The sequence below is a fragment of the Streptomyces sp. NPDC004667 genome, assembly GCF_040609475.1.
Lineage (GTDB): Bacteria > Actinomycetota > Actinomycetes > Streptomycetales > Streptomycetaceae > Streptomyces.
Window position 1 is genome coordinate 1 of record NZ_JBEXKC010000039.1, and the last position, 15,156, is coordinate 15,156.

Sequence of the window (15,156 nt, forward strand, 5' to 3'; positions counted from 1 at the left end):
GGCCCGGCACCGTGCCGGGTCCCGCCGGGGGGCCGGCCGGTCGCGGGGTCGCGCTGGAGCTGCGCGGGATCCGGGCCGGCTACGACGGGGGGAACGTGCTGCGCGGGGTGGACCTCGGCGTGCGGCGCGGGGAGGTGCTGGCCGTGCTCGGGCCCAACGGCGCCGGGAAGAGCACCGCCTGCCGGGTGGCCGCCGGGCTGCTGCCCGCCACGGGCGGGTCGGTCCTCGTGTCCGGGCGGGACGCCACGCGCGACGGCCCCGTACGCCGTGCGCGGGCCGGGGTGCTGCTCGCGCCCGAGGGACGGGGGATCTTCCCGGCGCTCACCGTCGAGGAGAACCTCGCCCTGCACCTGGAGGACCCCGGGGAGCGGCGGGCCGCCTACGAGCGTTTCCCCCGGCTCGGGGAGCGGCGCACGGTGGCCGCCGGGGCCCTGTCGGGCGGGGAGCAGCAGATGCTGTCGCTGGCCCCGCTGTTGCAGCGTCCGCCGGCGGTGCTGATCGCCGACGAGCCCTCGCTCGGCCTCGCGCCGCGCGTCGTGGAGGAGGTGTACGGGCTGCTCACCGAGCTCCGCGGGGCGGGTTGCGCGGTGCTGCTGGTGGAGGAGAGGGCCGACGCCGTGCTCGGGATCGCCGACCGCGTGGCCTTCCTCGCCCGGGGCCGGGTCTCCTGGTGCGGTCCGCGGGCCGAGGTGGACGCGGAGCGGCTCACCGAGGCCTACCTGGGGGTGGCGCGGTGAGCGGGTACGTGTTCGAGGCGCGGGGGGTCGGCGTGCGGTTCGGCGGGGTCCGGGCCCTGACCGGGGTGGACCTCGGGGTCCGGGCCGGAGAGGTGTGCGGGCTGATCGGGCCGAACGGGGCCGGGAAGACCACCCTGTTCGACGTGCTGTCGGGGATCCGGCGGCCGGACCGGGGGCGGACGCTCCTGGACGGGGTGGACGTCACCCGCCGTTCCCCCGTGTGGCGGGCCCGGCACGGCGTGCGCCGGACCTTCCAGCGCCGGCAGTTGTTCGGGCAGCTGAGCGTGGCCGACAACGTGCTCGTCGCCCAGGAGTGGCGGGGCGGCGGGGGCGGTCTGGCCGCCGACCTGCTGGCCGCGCCGGGCCGGCGGGCCCGGGAACGGGACCGCCGGGAGCGGGGCGAGGAGCTGCTGGAGGAGTGCGGGATCGGGGCGCTGGGGCCCGCGTACCCGGGCGGGCTGCCGGCCGGGCGGGCCCGGATGGTGGAGCTGGCCCGGGCGGTGGCCGACCGGCCGCGGGTGCTGCTGCTCGACGAACCCGCCTCGGGGCTGTCGGGGACGGAGCGGGAGCGGCTCGCCGCGGTGGTGCGGAGGCTGGCCGGGGAGGAGGGCTGCGCCGTGCTGCTGGTCGAACACGACGTGGCCTTCGTGATGGAGCTGTGCGCGCGGGTGGTGGTCCTGGACCTCGGTACGGTCCTCGCCGGAGGAACGCCTGCCGAGGTCCGGGCGAACCCGCTGGTGCGGGAGGCGTACCTGGGACCGCGCTGAGCCGGGGGCCGGGGGCGGAAGCGCGAGTGGCCGCAACCGGGGCTGGGGGCGGGACGGCGGTCCGGGTCCCGGTGCGCCTGCCGGCGGGGACGCCGGGCGCGGCGGTCCCCACGGCGCCGCGGACGCGGGGCCGAACGGGCCCGGCGGGGACACCGCGTGCCCGGTCGGGCCCCGGGCCGGAAACGGGAGCGGTCGGGCCCCGGGCCGGGGCTCGGGGTCCCCGGAGGCCCGGTACCGGTCCGGGGCCCGGTGCCGAACCGGGAGCCGAGGCCGGACCAGGGCCCGGGGCCCGGTGCCGTTCCGGGAGCCGAGGCCGGACCGGGGCCCAGGGCCCGCTGCCGTTCCGGGGGCAGGACCGGGGCCCGGGGCCCGCTGCCGTTCCGGGAGCCGAGGCCGGACCAGGGCCCGAGGCCGAACCAGAGCCGGGCCCGGGCCCGCCCCCCGGGCCGGGCCCGGTGGGGCCGGGGCGGAGTGGGGGCGGTGGCGGGAATAGGGGGTCGGGGCGGCCGGTTGTCGCCCCTCGTACGCCGTGGCACGGACCACACCGCACCGACCCCGAGGGAACGACCAGACGTGAACCAGGTCCCCAGCATCAGGCTCAACAACGGCACGGCCATGCCCCGGCTCGGCTTCGGCGTCTGGCAGGTCCCGGACTCCGAGGCCGAGCGGGCCGTCGGCACGGCGCTGGAGGCCGGATACCGGAGCATCGACACGGCGGCGATCTACGGCAACGAGCGCGGCACCGGCCGCGCCGTGGCCGCGTCCGGGGTGCCGCGCGGGGAACTGTTCGTCACCACCAAGCTGTGGAACGGGCCGAAGCAGCGCTGGGGCCGGGACCAGGTGCTGCGTGCCTTCGACGACTCGCTCGACAAGCTGGGCCTCGACCACCTCGACCTGTACCTGATCCACTGGCCGCGCCCGATGCGCGACGACTTCCTCGCCATCTGGAAGACCTTCGAGGAGATCGCGGCGTCCGGACGGGCCGGGGCGGTCGGCGTGTCGAACTTCCGCCCGGCGGACCTGGAGCGGCTCCGCGGCGAGAGCGATCTCGTCCCGGCGGTGAACCAGATCGAGCTGCACCCGCTGTTCCCGCAGGAGGAGCTGCGGGCCCTGCACGCCTCCCTCGGCATCGTCACCGAGGCCTGGTCCCCGCTCGGCCAGGGCAAGGAGCTGCTGACCCTTCCCGCCGTCGCCGCCGTCGCCGCCCGGCACGGCCGCAGCGCCGCGCAGGTGGTGCTGCGCTGGCACCTGCAGCTCGGCAACGTCGTGATCCCCAAGTCCGTGACGCCCTCCCGGATCCGGGAGAACCTGGACGTGTTCGGCTTCGAACTGGACGCCGCGGACCTCGCGGAGCTGTCCGCCCTCGGTGCGGGCGGGGCGGGCCGCCGCATCGGTCCGGACCCGGCCGTCTTCGACGTCTGAGGGGCGGGCACGTGAACCTCGTGGACGGGGTCTACCGGATCCGCAACGTGGACAGCGGCCTGGTGCTGCAACTGGAGGGCGCCTCCCGGGTTCGGGTGGGCCCGGACGGGCCGCCCGCGCCGGCCGCCGCACGCCGGTGGCGGATCTCGCCGGTGCACAGCGGCGGCGGGATCTTCCACGTCGTGAGCGAGGACAACGGACGGCGCCTGGACGTGGCGAACGCCTCGACGGACAGCGGGGCCCGGGTGCAGGTGTGGCGGGCCAATGCCTTCGGGGCGCAGGAGTGGCTGGTCGAGGAGCACCTCGACGACCCGGGGGTGGTGTCGTTGGTCGCGTGCATCAGCGGGCTGCCGCTGGAGGCCGACGCCGAGGGCCGGGCCCGGCAGGGCGAGGACACCGACTCCCCGTCCCAGTGGTGGCGGCTGGAGCCGGCGTGAGCCCGTGTCAGACGCGTACGAAGCTCCGTACCCGGTACGCCGGCTCCGGGCGCGCGACGTCCTGGCCGGGCAGCGCGGCCAGCCGGGCCGCCAGCTCGTGCGGGCTGGTCCCGCGCGGGCGGATCCGGGAGGCGTAGCGGCCGGCGAGCAGGTCGGCGGCGGCCCCGCGCGGGGTGCGGCCCTGGCCGTGGCCGGTGAACCGGGTCTCCCGGTCCGGGCGCAGGCCCGCGCGGGCGGCGTGCTCCTCGACCTCCGGCGAGGCGTCGGCGGGGGCGGCCGTCAGGTGCGGTGCGAGCAGCGCGTCGATGTCGCTGCCCACGTCGTGGGCGGCGTCCTTGTCCACGGTGGTGACGAACACCCCGCCGGGGCGCAGCACCCGCCCCGCCTCCGCGATCACGGCCGCCGCCGTGCCGGGGCCGCGCAGCAGGTGCAGCAGCCAGACGGCGCTGACCGCGTCGAGCGAGGCCGGGCGCACGGGGAGCCGGGTGCCGGAGGCGAGGACGGCCCGGACGCCCCGCCGTGCCGCCATCGAGGCCATGCCGTACGAGGCGTCCGCGCCCAGGACCGTCAGGCCGGGGCGGGTGAGCCGGGTGGTGACGATGCCGGTGCCGCAGCCGAGGTCGAGCAGGGTGCGGGCGTGCGGCGGGAGCAGGCCGAGGACCGCCGCGGCGGCGGCTCCGGCGCGCGGGACGCCGCCGCGCGTGGCGTCGTAGGCCTCGGCTTCGGCGTCGTAGTCGAGCAGCGCGGCAGCGTCCGGCATCAGCTCGCGCCGTGGGCGGGTGCGAGGGATTCGACGCGTTCGGCGAGGTCGAAGTCCTTCTCGGTGACCAGGCCTCCGGCGTCGTGGCTGTTCACCGACAGGCGCACGGTGTTGTAGCCGAGGGTGAGGTCCGAGTGGTGGTTCAACTCGTCCTGCACCACGGTGATGTGGGAGACCAGCGCGCCGGCGGCCCGGTGCGTGGCCAGTCGGTAGGTGCGGACGAGGTGGTCGTCCTCGAAGGCCCAGCCGGGGAGTTCCCGCAGCCGGTCCTCGATCTCCTTCTGCGAAAGCGGTTCGCTCGGCATCCGCGTTCTCCTTCCCCGTGACGTGTGGTCAGTTTCCCACAGCTGCGCCGGATCGAACCTTTCGCGCCATAGTGCGACCGGGTGCTCCCGCGCGCTTCCGGGCCCCCGGGCCGGCGCCCTATGCTCCTGCGCCGGACAGGCGTTACCACTGGTAACAAGGAGGCGGGGCATGGCGGCTCGTACGGGCGGTTCCAGGCGTGCGTTCATCGCGGGCGCGGCGGCGACCACGGCGGGCGCCCTGTCGGCCGCGGGGGCGGGCACCGCGCGGGCGGACGCGGGCTCCGGCACGGGACGGGCGGCGGACCGGCGCACCGTCGCCGTCCTCGGCGGCGGGGTGGCCGGGATGACCGCCGCGCACGAGCTCGCCGAGCGCGGGTACGCCGTCACCGTGTACGAACGCCGGGCACTCGGGGGCAAGGCCCGCAGCATGGACGTCCCCGGCAGCGCCCGGGGCGGGCGGCGCCCGCTGCCGGCGGAACACGGGTTCCGCTTCATCCCCGGCATCTACCGCAACCTGCCCGACACCCTGCGGCGCATCCCCTTCCCCGGCAACGCCAACGGAGTGTGGGACAACCTCGTCGCCCCCCGCGAGATGATGTTCGCCCGGTCGGGCGGACGCGAGGACCTGCGCGCCCCGATCCCCTGGCCCGGCCACTCCCCCGCCCCGCTGACGCCCGAGGAGATCGGCCGCGCCCTGACCGGGATCCTCCAGACGCTGGCGCGGCTGCCCGCGCACGAGACGGCGTACTTCGTCAACCGCGTGCTCGTCTTCCTCACCAGCTGCGACGAGCGCCGCGAGGAGGTGTGGGAGCGCACCCCGTGGTGGGAGTTCACCCGGGCGGCGCAGATGTCGACCGAGTACCAGCGCATCCTGGCGATCGGCGTCACCCGCAACATCGTGGCCACCAAGGCCGAGGAGGCCTCCACCCGTACGGTGGGCACCCTGGGCGAGGCCTTCGTCTTCAACCTCCTGGGGCGCGGCGCCGACGGCCCGCCGGACCGCATCCTCAACCTCCCCACCAACGAGGCCTGGATCACCCCGTGGGAGACCCATCTGCGCTCCCTCGGAGTGGAGTTCAGGATCGGCTGGACCGTCGAGGAGGTCCGCTGCGAGGCCGGCCGGGTCAGCGGGGTCTCGGTGCTGGAGCCGTCCGGGGCGCGCCGTACGGTCACCGCCGACCACTACGTCAGCGCGCTGCCCGTCGAACACGCCCGCCGCACCTGGAGCCCGGCCCTGCGGGCCGCGGACCCGATGCTGGGGCGCTGCGACGCGCTCCGGACGGACTGGATGACCGGCATCCAGTTCTACCTCACCGAACGCGCCCCGCTCGTCCACGGACACCTCAACTGCATCGACTCCCCCTGGTCGTTGACGGCGATCCAGCAGGCCGAGCACTGGCCCTCCCGCGACTTCGCCGCCGACTACGGCGACGGGACGGCCGTGGACTGCCTGTCCGTGGACGTCTCCGAATGGGACAGGCCCGGGATCCTGTACGGGAAGACGGCCAAGGAGTGCACGCGCGAGGAGGTGGCCCGCGAGGTGTGGGCGCAGCTGAAGGCCTCCCTGAACGACACCGGGGCCGCTCCGCTCCGGGACGCCGCGCTGCACTCCTGGTTCCTGGACCCGGGTGTCGACGGCCTCGGTACGCCGCACCCCACCAACCAGGACGAGCTGCTGATCCATCCCACCGGCACCTTCCACAACCGGCCGAGCGCGGGAACCCGCGTCCCCAACTTCTTCCTCAGTGGCGACTACGTGGCGGTCGACATCGACCTGGCGACGATGGAGGGCGCGAACGCCTCGGCCCGCGCGGCGGTCAACGCCCTGCTGGACCGGGAGGGTTCGGCGGCCGGGCGGTGCACCGTCACCGGCCTCTACCGGGCCCCCGAGCTGGAGTCCGCCAGGCGCCACGACCTGTGGCGCCACCGTCTCGGGCTGCGGAACGTCCTCGACCTGGGCTGAGCGGGCCGGGATACCGTCCGGGTATGACGACGGCGAGTGTGGGAATGCTGCTGCGCACCTGGCGGGAGCGGCGCGGGATCAGCCAGCTGGAGCTGGCGGGCCGCGCCGACTCCTCGTCCCGGCACATCAGTTTCGTGGAGAACGGCCGGTCCCGGCCGAGCGAGGAGATGGTGCTGCGGCTCGCGGACCACCTCGACGTGCCGGTGCGGGACCGCAACGCCCTGCTGCTGGCGGCCGGTTACGCGCCCCGGTACGCGCACACCCCGCTGGACGCGCCCGCCATGGGCGCCCTGCGCGCGGGCATGGAGCAGCTGCTGACCGGCTACGAGCCGTACCCGGCACTGGTGGTGGACGGGACGTACACGGTGGTGGCGGCCAACCGGGGCATCGCGATGCTGCTGGACGGGATGCCCGAGGACCTGCTGGAGCCGCCGCTGAACGCCATGCGGCTGACCCTGCACCCGCGCGGGCTGGCCCCCCGGATCCGCAACCTGCGCCAGTGGCGCGGCCACCTGCTGGCGCAGATGGAGCGGCAGATCGCGCTGGCGCGCTCCGAGCCGTTGCGCGCCCTGTACGAGGAGGTGGCGGCGTACCCGCCGCCGCCGGAGCCGGAGCCGGGGCCCGGCGCGCCCCGGCCGGGCGGCGCGGACGGCGGGGAGGCCGGCGAGGAGCCGGTCCCGTACATCGCGCTGCCCCTGCTGATCGAGCACGACGGGCACCTGCTGTCCTTCGTGTCCTCGATCTCGACCTTCAACACGCCGCTGGACGTGACGGTCGCCGAGCTGGCCATCGAGACCTTCCTCCCGGCCGACCCGGCGACGGTGAAGTACCTGCGTTCACTGGCTCCCTGAGCCGGCCGCGCGCAGCGCCAGCTGCTGGAGCAGCGCGAAGCAGGCGACGACGAGCGCCTGTGCCGGGATCCACACCGCGCCGGCCGTGGTGGGGGAGAACCAGAGGGCGAGCGAGAGCAGGCTGAGGGCCGTCCAGGCGTAGTTGGCCTCGATGACGAACTTCACCGGGAGGACCGGCGGGCGGCGGCGCGAGGCGAGCCACCCGACGCCCGCGCCGTACGCCGTGAGGAGGAGGCCGAGTTCCAGCAGGGTCGGTCCGGCGATGCCGAGCAGCCGGCCGAGGGGGGCGCTGAAGACGGCGTAGGCGAGGCCGTTGCCGGTGGTGACCACGGCGTCGAGGGCGAGGAAGCGGCGCAGCGCGGTCCGCGGGACGGTGGTGCGGGCGAAGCCGGCGAACAGGGTTGCGGACATGGCGGATCAGCCTCCGTCGAGGTCGGTCGGTGTGGTCGGGGTGCGGGTCCCGGAGCCGAGTGCGCGGCCCCGGAGCCCGTGGACCCCACTGTGCCCGCGCACCGGAAGGGGGTCGATTACCTCCGGGGTCATGGCGGGGTGCGGGTGTGCCCGGCCGGGGACCGGCATTCGGGGAGGCGCTGGTTGGGGGGCGGGGACGGCGGCTAGGCTGCGCTGAAAACAAACTGATCGAACGTCTTGTCGACATATGGAGAATGACCCCGTGCGAGCCGCCGCCCGGCCCCACCCCGTCGGGGGTGAGGCGTCATGAGGACCACACGGACCATGCGTGGGCTCGGCGCCGACCTGCTGGCCGGTACGCGGATCACCCGGCCCACCGACGCCGCCGGGATCATCGGCGCCCTCTGTGCCGCCTTCGAGCGTCGGCGCGCCGGACGGCCGGTCGACTTCCACTTCGCCCCCTTCCCCCCGGACTCGGCCAGCGGACTGTGGCTGGACCTGGACGACCGCGACCTGATCGTCATCGAGGCGCACACCCGCCCCGAGCACCAGCTCGTCATCGCCTGCCACGAGCTGTGGCACGTGGAGGAGGGGACCTCCTTCGACCTCGGTCCGGGCATGACGGTCGCCGCCCGCCTGACGGGGCGCCACGGCTGCCTGGCCGGACTCGTGGAGTCCGAGGCCGGGCTGGCCTCGGTGATCCGGCAGGCCGCCGCCCGGGCCGACCTGGGGGATCCGGCGGAGATCCGGGCCGAGACCTTCGGCCTGCACCTGGGCAAACTCCTGCGGCCCTACCTCCGGGGCCCCCGGGAGGAGCGGCTCCCCGAGGCGATCGAGCGCATCAGCAGCTCGCTCGGCTGGGGAAGCCCCACGCCCCGCCGGTGACCCGCGCCCCCGCCGGCCGCCGTCCCCACGCGCCGCTGCCCCGGCCGCGGCCCCAGACAGAGAGCCCGCCACGATGAACCAGTCCTCCGCGCCCCGCCACGCCGTCGTCATCGGCGGCAGCCTGATCGGCCTCCTCGCGGCCGCCGTACTGGCCGAACACGCGACGGTCACCGTCATCGAGGCGGACGTGCTGCCCGAGGGCCCGGCACCGCGCCGGGGACTCCCCCAGGCCCGCCACACCCACCTGCTCTGGTCGGGCGGGGCACGTGCCTTCGAGCGGATCCTGCCCGGCATCACCGCCGACTGGACGGGCGCGGGCGCCCTGCGCCGCAGTCTGCCCACCGACCTGGCCACCATGACCGCGCAGGGCTGGATCCCGCGGTGCGGGGAGAAGCAGTTCAACATCTCCTGCAGCCGCGACCTCCTCGACTCGGTGGTCCGCGCCCGGGTGACGCGCCTCGACGGGGTCCGCGTCCTCCAGCGGAGCCGGGTCAGCGGCCTGGAAGGCACCGCGGCCCGGATCACCGGCGTCCGGGTCGACACCCCCGAGGAGCGGGACCGGCCGGTGACCGCCGACCTCGTGGTCGACGCGAGCGGACGCGGTTCGCGGGCCACGGCCTGGCTCGGGGCGCTCGGCGTGAGCGGCATCCGGCAGTCCGAGGTCGACTCCGGTCTCGTCTACGCGACGCGGCTCTTCGAAGCCCCGGCCGGGGCGCACGCGGCGGGGTTCCCCATCGTCAACGTGCAGTCCGATTCCCGCGTGCCCGTACCCGGGCGGACGGGCACGATCGTGCCCATCGAGGACGGCCGGTGGCAGGCCACCCTCTCCGGCACCCGGGGCGGCGAGCCGACCGGGGACCCCGACCGGTTCGTCCCCTTCGCCAAGGGGCTGCGGGACCCGGTCGTCGGCGATCTGCTGGAGGGCAGGAAGCCCCTGTCGGACGTCGCCGTCACCCGGGGCAACGCCAACCGCCGCGTCTTCTTCGAGAAGGCGGAGCTGCCCGACGGCTTCTTCGCCGTCGGCGACGCCGTCGCCACCTTCAACCCGCTGTACGGGCAGGGCATGTCGGTCGCCGCGCAGGGGCTGCTGGCCGTACGGGACCTGCTGCGGGCGAAGGGGCTCGGCCACCCCGGCATCGGCCGCGCGGCACAGCGGGCGCTCACCCCGCAGGTGAGCACCGCCTGGGAGCTCGCCACGACGCAGGACATCCGTTACCCGGGGGCCACCGGCATGGAGCCGCGGCCCGGGGCCGGGCTCCTCGACGCGTACGTCGGCCGGCTGATGACGGGCGCCACCACCGACGAGGTGCTCACCGCGGCCCTGTTCGACGTCATCACCATGAGCGACGCGCCGGCCCGCTGGCTGCGCCCGTCGGTGCTCTGGCACGTGCTGCGCGCTTCGGACCGGGGCGCCTCCCCGGTGCCGCCGCTCACCGCGGCGGAGCGGGCCCTCGGCGGGCTCTCCCCGGCGCCCGGACCGGCGGACCGGGCGAACCCGGCCGACCCGGCGGCGGACCCGGCGGACCCCGTCGACCCCCTCGGGCAGAGCCGGTGAGCGGCGGGATCCTGGTGCAGCTGCCGGGGATCCTGATGGTCCTGGCGCTGCTGATCAAGGCCCCGAGCATGCGCCGGGACTGGGACCAGCCCCTGAACCGGACCGCGTGCGCGCTGCTCCTCCTGGGCGCCCCCATCAACTTCCTGGCGTCGCCGCCGACGATCTCGGCGGTCAACCGCTTCACCGGCGTGGTCAACTTCTCCGCGCCGCTGGTGTTCTGCCTGGCCACGCTGTTCTCCGGGGCGTGCGTCGTCCTCGTCCTGCAGTGGCGCGGCGGGCCGCCCGCGGCCGTGCGACGGGCCACGCGGCGGACGATCGCCGTCTTCGGCGCGGCGGCCGTCGCGATCGTCGCCCTGTTCGTGATCGGCGACGCGCCGGTGGAACGGCTCCAGGACCTGGACACGTACTACGCCACGACGCCCTGGATCCGCGAGATGATCGTCTGCTTCCTGGTGGCGCACACCGTGGGCACCTCGGTGCTGACCTGGCTGTGCGGGAAGTGGCTGTGGCGTGCGGACCGCTCGCTGCGCCCGTTGCGCAGCGGGCTGGCCCTGATCGTGCTCGGCGGGGCGCTGGACCTGTCCTACCTCGCGGCCAAGTGGGCCTCGGTGGCCGCCCGCTGGGCCGGCCGCGACTGGGTGCACCTGTCCACGGACGTGGCGCCCCCGCTGGCCGCCGCGGCCGGTGCGATGGTCGGGGCGGGGTTCATCGTGCCCCTGGCCGGCGGCTCGGAGGCCTGGCGGGACTTCAGCCAGTACCGCAGGCTGCGGCCGCTGTGGAAGGCGCTGCGCGGGTTCGCGTCCCGCAACGTGACGACGGTCCCGCTGACCTGGTGGTCACCGGTGGGGATCCGGCTGGTCCACCGCGAGTCGGTGATCGACGACGGGCTGCTGGCCCTGGCCGGCTGGTTCGACCCCGAGGTGCGTACGGCGGCGTACGGGGCCGCGCGCCGGCAGGGCCTGGACGAGCCGGCCGCCTCGGTGGTGGCGGACGCCGCCATGCTCGCCGCGGCCTGCCGGCTGCGGGCGGCCGCCGACCGGGACGGCGCCGGCGGCCCCGCGGCCGGTGCGGGGCGGGGCGACTCCGGCCGGCACCGGCTGGAGTCCCAGCCGCTGACGGCGCTCGCCCGGGAGTTCCGCGCGTCCCCGATCGTGGCGGCGGCCCGCCGGGGAGCGCTGGCGGCGGGCTGAGCCGGCCGGCGGCGCCCGACGGGACCGGAGGGGCCGGCCGGGCGCGGTGCCCCCCTCCGCAGCCCCGCGCGGAGTACGGCGAACGCCCCGGACCTGAGGGTCCGGGGCGTTCGCCGTACTCCGTACGCCGTCGCGGGCGGTGGGGGTCAGAGGGCCGCGAGGTCCAGGCCGGCCTGCGCCGCCGCGGCCTGCACCGTCTGCTCCAGCAGGACGGCGATGGTCATCGGGCCGACGCCGCCGGGCACCGGGGTGATCAGGGAGGCGCGGGCGGCGGCCGACTCGAAGTGGACGTCGCCGACGTTGCCCTCGTTGTAGCCGGCGTCGAGCACGACGGCGCCCGGCTTGATGTCCTCGCCGCGGATGAACTCGGCCTTGCCCACGGCGGCCACGAGTACGTCGGCCTGGCGCACGATCGAGGGCAGGTCCACGGTGCGGGAGTGACAGTAGGTGACCGTGGCGTTGCGCTCCAGCAGCAGCATGCCGGCCGGCTTGCCCAGGATGGCGCTGCGCCCGACGACGACGGCGTGCTTGCCGGTGAGGTCGACGTCGTAGGCCTCCAGGAGGCGCATGATGCCGCCGGGGGTGCAGGAGACGAAGCCCGGCAGCCCGAAGCCCATGGCGGCGAAGGAGTGCATGGTGACCCCGTCGACGTCCTTGCCCGGGGCGATGGCCTCGAAGGCGGCGCGCTCGTCGATGTGGTGCGGGACGGGGTGCTGGAGCAGGATGCCGCTGATCTCCGGGTCCTCGGAGAGCTCGGTGAGGGCCGCGACCAGCTCCTCCGTGGTGGTGGAGGCGGGCAGCTCCACGTGGCGGGAGGTGATCCCGGCCTTGGCGCAACGGTTCTGCTTCATGCGCACGTAGGTGACGGACGCGGGGTCCTCGCCGACGAGGACGGTGGCGAGGCAGGGCGCGGTGCCGGTGCGCTCGGTGATCTTCGCCGCGAGCGCGGCGGTCTGCTCGGAGATGCGGCGGGCGAGGGCGGTGCCGTCCATCAGCTGGGCAGTGGCGGTCGTCATGGGGTCTCCTGAACGTCGCTGCGGATCGCGGATCGCGGATCGCCCAGGCGCGCGGCAGTCGACGTACGGAGGTGGGTACGCCGGGCCGCTCCCCGGTGGTGATCCACCCGAACGCCAGTCACGGCCCGCCGCACAGTCTAGTCGACATATCCGGTGGTCCGCCGGGGCCCGACCTGGGACGATCGGGGCATGACGCGCACTTTCGACCATCTCGTCGCCGAGGCCGAGACCGTCTCCGTGGACGGCTGGGACTTCTCCTGGCTGGACGGCAGGGCCACCGAGCAGCGGCCCTCCTGGGGGTACCAGCGACTGCTGGCCGAGCGGCTGGCACGGGTCGGGTCCGTCCTGGACGTCCAGACCGGCGGGGGCGAGGTGCTGGCGGGCGCGGGCCCCCTTCCTCCGCTGGCGGCGGCCACGGAGTCCTGGCCGCCGAACATCGACCGGGCGACCCGGCTGCTGCACCCGCTGGGCGCGGTGGTGGTGGCCGACGCCGACGAGCCGCCGCTGCCCTTCGGCGACGAGGCCTTCGAGCTGGTCACCAGCCGGCACCCGGTGACCATCTGGTGGGAGGAGATCGCGCGGGTGCTGACACCGGGCGGGACGTACCTCTCGCAGCAGGTCGGACCGGCCAGCGTGTTCGAGCTCGTCGAGTACTTCCTCGGCCCGCAGCCGCAGGAGGTGCGCCGCGCCCGCCACCCCGACGACGCGGTCGCCGACGCCACGAAGGCGGGCCTGGAAGTCGTCGATCTGCGCTCCGAGCGGCTGCGGACGGAGTTCCACGACATCGGAGCCGTGATCTACTTTCTCCGGAAGGTGATCTGGATGGTGCCCGGCTTCACGGTCGGGCAGTACCGGGACCGGCTGCGCGAGCTCCACGAACGGATCGAGCGCGAGGGCCCGTTCGTCGCGCACACCGCCCGTTTCCTGATCGAAGCTCGCAAAACGGACTGAGGTCGGACCGGCGGAATGTGTGGATCCGGTGCGGACGGATCCACGCCGGATCGGTTGCGCGGCCACAGCGTGGCGCAGGTCACTCAATTCAGCGCGTAACGAATCGACTCGGGCATGCGATGAACCGACAGGTGTCCTCGCGCGGCCCCGGAATACAGACCCCCCTCGGGTCTGTTTCCCGAGTTCGCGCGATGATGTCCCGCCCATCCCTTATCTGTTCGCAACGAGAGGCTCCTTGTGTCGCTCAGCCCGTCCCGTACGTTCCCTCCGGAGATCGCCGAATCGGAGGCCCTCGTCGCGCTCGTCGAGCGCGGCCGCGAGCAGGGTCACATCAACGGTGACGATGTGCGCCAGGCCTTCGAGGCCGGCCGCATCCCGGTGGACCAGTGGAAGCGGGTCCTGCGCAGCCTGAACCAGGTCCTGGACGAGGAGGGTGTCGCCCTCCACGTCAGCGCCGCCCCCGCCACCAAGGCCGCCGCCAAGAAGCCCCGCAAGGCGGCCGCCGCCCCCGCCCGTACCGTGACGAAGAAGGCCGTCGCCCCGCCGCGCCCCATCGGCGCGCGCAAGGCCTCGGCCACGGCCCCCGCCACCGCGGCGGCGATATCCGCTCCGTCGGCCGCCGCCACCGGGGACGAGGCGACGGCCGAGGCCGCCGCCGAGCCGAAGAAGCGCACGGTCAAGAAGACCGCCGCCAAGAAGGCCACGGCCACCAAGAAGACCGCCGCCACCAAGAAGGCCGGCGCCAAGGACGCGGACGACGCCGAGAACCCGGGCGCCGAGGGCGAGGACTGGGCAGTCGAGGACCTCGCCGACGAGGCCGAGGAGGAGACGCCCAAGGCCGCCGGAACCCAGGGCTTCGTCCTGTCCGACGACGACGAGGACGACGCCCCGGCGCAGACCGTCATGGTCGCCGGTGCCACCGCCGACCCCGTCAAGGACTACCTGAAGCTGATCGGCAAGGTGCCGCTGCTCAACGCCGAGCAGGAGGTCGAGCTCGCCAAGCGCATCGAGGCGGGTCTCTTCTCCGAGTACAAGCTCGAAGAGGAGGAGGACCACAAGCCCGCGTTCAAGCGCGAGCTGGAGATCCTCGTCGAGGACGGCCGCCGGGCCAAGAACCACCTGCTGGAGGCCAACCTCCGCCTCGTGGTCTCGCTGGCCAAGCGCTACACGGGCCGCGGCATGCTCTTCCTGGACCTGATCCAGGAGGGCAACGTCGGTCTGATCCGCGCCGTGGAGAAGTTCGACTACACCAAGGGCTTCAAGTTCTCCACGTACGCGACCTGGTGGATCCGGCAGGCGATCACGCGTGCCATGGCCGACCAGTCGCGCACGATCCGCATCCCCGTCCACATGGTCGAGATCATCAACAAGCTGGCGCGCGTCCAGCGCCAGATGCTCCAGGACCTCGGCCGCGAGCCCACTCCGGAGGAGCTGGGCAAGGAACTCGACATGACCCCCGAGAAGGTCATCGAGGTCCAGAAGTACGGTCGCGAGCCGATCTCCCTGCACACCCCCCTGGGTGAGGAGGGCGACAGCGAGTTCGGTGACCTCATCGAGGACTCCGAGGCGGTCGTCCCGGCCGACGCGGTGTCCTTCACCTTCCTCCAGGAGCAGCTCCAGTCCATCCTGGGCACGCTCTCGGAGCGCGAGGCGGGCGTCGTGTCCATGCGCTACGGCCTCAACGACGGGCAGCCGAAGACCCTGGACGAGATCGGCCGCGTGTACGGGGTCACCCGTGAGCGCATCCGCCAGATCGAGTCCAAGACCATGTCGAAGCTGCGCCACCCGTCGCGTTCGCAGGTGCTGCGCGACTACCTCGACTGAGTCGGCCGCCGGGCCCGCGGGCCCGGTGGCGGAACGCGGGATCCCCCGCCCCGGCCCACGCGCCGGGGGACGCGGTGCCGGC

At 74.7% G+C, this 15,156-nt stretch carries 15 protein-coding genes and 1 riboswitch; of the genes, 11 read left to right on the top strand and 4 right to left on the bottom strand.

Annotation, left to right across the window (positions count from 1 at the left end):
- The 4 genes from ABZW32_RS21880 to ABZW32_RS21895 all read left to right on the top strand — a co-directional run.
- Nucleotides 1-737: ATP-binding cassette domain-containing protein (locus tag ABZW32_RS21880; RefSeq protein ID WP_356218196.1), on the top strand; the 737-nt coding region annotated here is incomplete at its 5' end.
- Nucleotides 734-1,504 carry an ATP-binding cassette domain-containing protein gene (locus ABZW32_RS21885; protein WP_356218198.1) on the top strand — a complete coding sequence of 257 codons (771 nt, stop codon included), beginning with the start codon at nt 734-736 and terminating at the stop codon, nt 1,502-1,504. The genes ABZW32_RS21880 and ABZW32_RS21885, both read left to right, overlap by 4 nt.
- 573 nt (nt 1,505-2,077) lie before the next feature.
- A complete protein-coding gene (locus ABZW32_RS21890) occupies nt 2,078-2,926 on the top strand; it encodes an aldo/keto reductase (RefSeq protein ID WP_356218200.1) in 849 nt (282 codons plus the stop codon).
- An 11-nt stretch (nt 2,927-2,937) separates the two neighbouring features.
- Nucleotides 2,938-3,363, top strand: coding sequence for an RICIN domain-containing protein (locus ABZW32_RS21895; RefSeq protein WP_356218202.1), 426 nt, complete (start codon nt 2,938-2,940; stop codon nt 3,361-3,363).
- Nucleotides 3,364-3,370: 7 nt separating this feature from the next.
- Here ABZW32_RS21895 and ABZW32_RS21900 read toward each other — a convergent pair whose 3' ends face one another.
- Both ABZW32_RS21900 and ABZW32_RS21905 read right to left on the bottom strand, forming a co-directional pair.
- Nucleotides 3,371-4,123 carry a class I SAM-dependent methyltransferase gene (locus ABZW32_RS21900; RefSeq protein ID WP_356218204.1) on the bottom strand — a complete coding sequence of 251 codons (753 nt, stop codon included), beginning with the start codon at nt 4,121-4,123 and terminating at the stop codon, nt 3,371-3,373.
- Nucleotides 4,123-4,428, bottom strand: coding sequence for a 4a-hydroxytetrahydrobiopterin dehydratase (locus tag ABZW32_RS21905; RefSeq protein ID WP_356218206.1), 306 nt, complete (start codon nt 4,426-4,428; stop codon nt 4,123-4,125). The genes ABZW32_RS21900 and ABZW32_RS21905 overlap by 1 nt, the downstream gene beginning before the upstream one ends.
- Nucleotides 4,429-4,597: 169 nt before the next feature.
- Here ABZW32_RS21905 and ABZW32_RS21910 point away from each other — a divergent pair, with 169 nt between their 5' ends.
- Nucleotides 4,598-6,391 (top strand): FAD-dependent oxidoreductase, encoded by a 1,794-nt coding sequence (locus ABZW32_RS21910; RefSeq protein WP_356218208.1) that lies wholly within the window; start codon nt 4,598-4,600, stop codon nt 6,389-6,391.
- Nucleotides 6,392-6,414: 23 nt separating this feature from the next.
- Nucleotides 6,415-7,242, top strand: a complete 828-nt coding sequence (locus ABZW32_RS21915) for a helix-turn-helix transcriptional regulator (protein ID WP_356218210.1) — start codon at nt 6,415-6,417, stop codon at nt 7,240-7,242.
- Here the strand turns inward: ABZW32_RS21915 and ABZW32_RS21920 are convergent.
- Nucleotides 7,228-7,653, bottom strand: coding sequence for a hypothetical protein (locus tag ABZW32_RS21920; RefSeq protein WP_356218212.1), 426 nt, complete (start codon nt 7,651-7,653; stop codon nt 7,228-7,230). The genes ABZW32_RS21915 and ABZW32_RS21920 overlap by 15 nt on opposite strands.
- 306 nt (nt 7,654-7,959) lie before the next feature.
- On the opposite strand from ABZW32_RS21920, the gene ABZW32_RS21925 reads away from it, so the two are divergent.
- The 3 genes from ABZW32_RS21925 (at nt 7,960) to ABZW32_RS21935 (ending at nt 11,283) form a co-directional block, all read left to right on the top strand.
- Entirely contained in the window at nt 7,960-8,538 is a 579-nt protein-coding gene (locus ABZW32_RS21925; protein WP_356218214.1) for a toxin-antitoxin system, toxin component, read from the top strand.
- A 73-nt stretch (nt 8,539-8,611) separates the two neighbouring features.
- On the top strand, nt 8,612-10,093 hold the full coding sequence (locus ABZW32_RS21930; protein WP_356218216.1) for a pyridine nucleotide-disulfide oxidoreductase: 1,482 nt from the start codon (nt 8,612-8,614) through the stop codon (nt 10,091-10,093).
- Nucleotides 10,090-11,283, top strand: coding sequence for an MAB_1171c family putative transporter (locus ABZW32_RS21935; protein WP_356218218.1), 1,194 nt, complete (start codon nt 10,090-10,092; stop codon nt 11,281-11,283). The genes ABZW32_RS21930 and ABZW32_RS21935 overlap by 4 nt, the downstream gene beginning before the upstream one ends.
- A gap of 146 nt (nt 11,284-11,429) precedes the next feature.
- On the opposite strand, the gene ABZW32_RS21940 is transcribed toward ABZW32_RS21935, so the two are convergent.
- Complete coding sequence (locus ABZW32_RS21940) at nt 11,430-12,299, bottom strand: bifunctional 5,10-methylenetetrahydrofolate dehydrogenase/5,10-methenyltetrahydrofolate cyclohydrolase (RefSeq protein WP_356218220.1); 870 nt, start codon at nt 12,297-12,299, stop codon at nt 11,430-11,432.
- 34 nt (nt 12,300-12,333) lie between these two features.
- Nucleotides 12,334-12,431, bottom strand: a riboswitch (ZMP/ZTP riboswitch).
- A 57-nt stretch (nt 12,432-12,488) separates the two neighbouring features.
- Here ABZW32_RS21940 and ABZW32_RS21945 point away from each other — a divergent pair.
- Both ABZW32_RS21945 and ABZW32_RS21950 read left to right on the top strand, forming a co-directional pair.
- Nucleotides 12,489-13,250 (top strand): methyltransferase domain-containing protein, encoded by a 762-nt coding sequence (locus tag ABZW32_RS21945; RefSeq protein ID WP_356218222.1) that lies wholly within the window; start codon nt 12,489-12,491, stop codon nt 13,248-13,250.
- A 237-nt stretch (nt 13,251-13,487) separates the two neighbouring features.
- Nucleotides 13,488-15,074, top strand: coding sequence for an RNA polymerase sigma factor (locus ABZW32_RS21950; RefSeq protein ID WP_356218224.1), 1,587 nt, complete (start codon nt 13,488-13,490; stop codon nt 15,072-15,074).
- Nucleotides 15,075-15,156: the final 82 nt, after the last annotated feature.

What these genes read in the sequence shown, in the direction of transcription:
- ABZW32_RS21910 (WP_356218208.1), top strand. Translation starts at nt 4,598, where the DNA reads ATGGCGGCTCGTACGGGCGGTTCCAGGCGTGCGTTCATCGCGGGCGCG.
- ABZW32_RS21915 (WP_356218210.1), top strand. Translation starts at nt 6,415, where the DNA reads ATGACGACGGCGAGTGTGGGAATGCTGCTGCGCACCTGGCGGGAGCGG.
- ABZW32_RS21925 (WP_356218214.1), top strand. Translation starts at nt 7,960, where the DNA reads ATGAGGACCACACGGACCATGCGTGGGCTCGGCGCCGACCTGCTGGCC.
- ABZW32_RS21920 (WP_356218212.1), bottom strand. Translation starts at nt 7,653, where the DNA reads ATGTCCGCAACCCTGTTCGCCGGCTTCGCCCGCACCACCGTCCCGCGG.
- ABZW32_RS21900 (WP_356218204.1), bottom strand. Translation starts at nt 4,123, where the DNA reads ATGCCGGACGCTGCCGCGCTGCTCGACTACGACGCCGAAGCCGAGGCC.
- ABZW32_RS21930 (WP_356218216.1), top strand. Translation starts at nt 8,612, where the DNA reads ATGAACCAGTCCTCCGCGCCCCGCCACGCCGTCGTCATCGGCGGCAGC.
- ABZW32_RS21945 (WP_356218222.1), top strand. Translation starts at nt 12,489, where the DNA reads ATGACGCGCACTTTCGACCATCTCGTCGCCGAGGCCGAGACCGTCTCC.
- ABZW32_RS21905 (WP_356218206.1), bottom strand. Translation starts at nt 4,428, where the DNA reads ATGCCGAGCGAACCGCTTTCGCAGAAGGAGATCGAGGACCGGCTGCGG.
- ABZW32_RS21940 (WP_356218220.1), bottom strand. Translation starts at nt 12,299, where the DNA reads ATGACGACCGCCACTGCCCAGCTGATGGACGGCACCGCCCTCGCCCGC.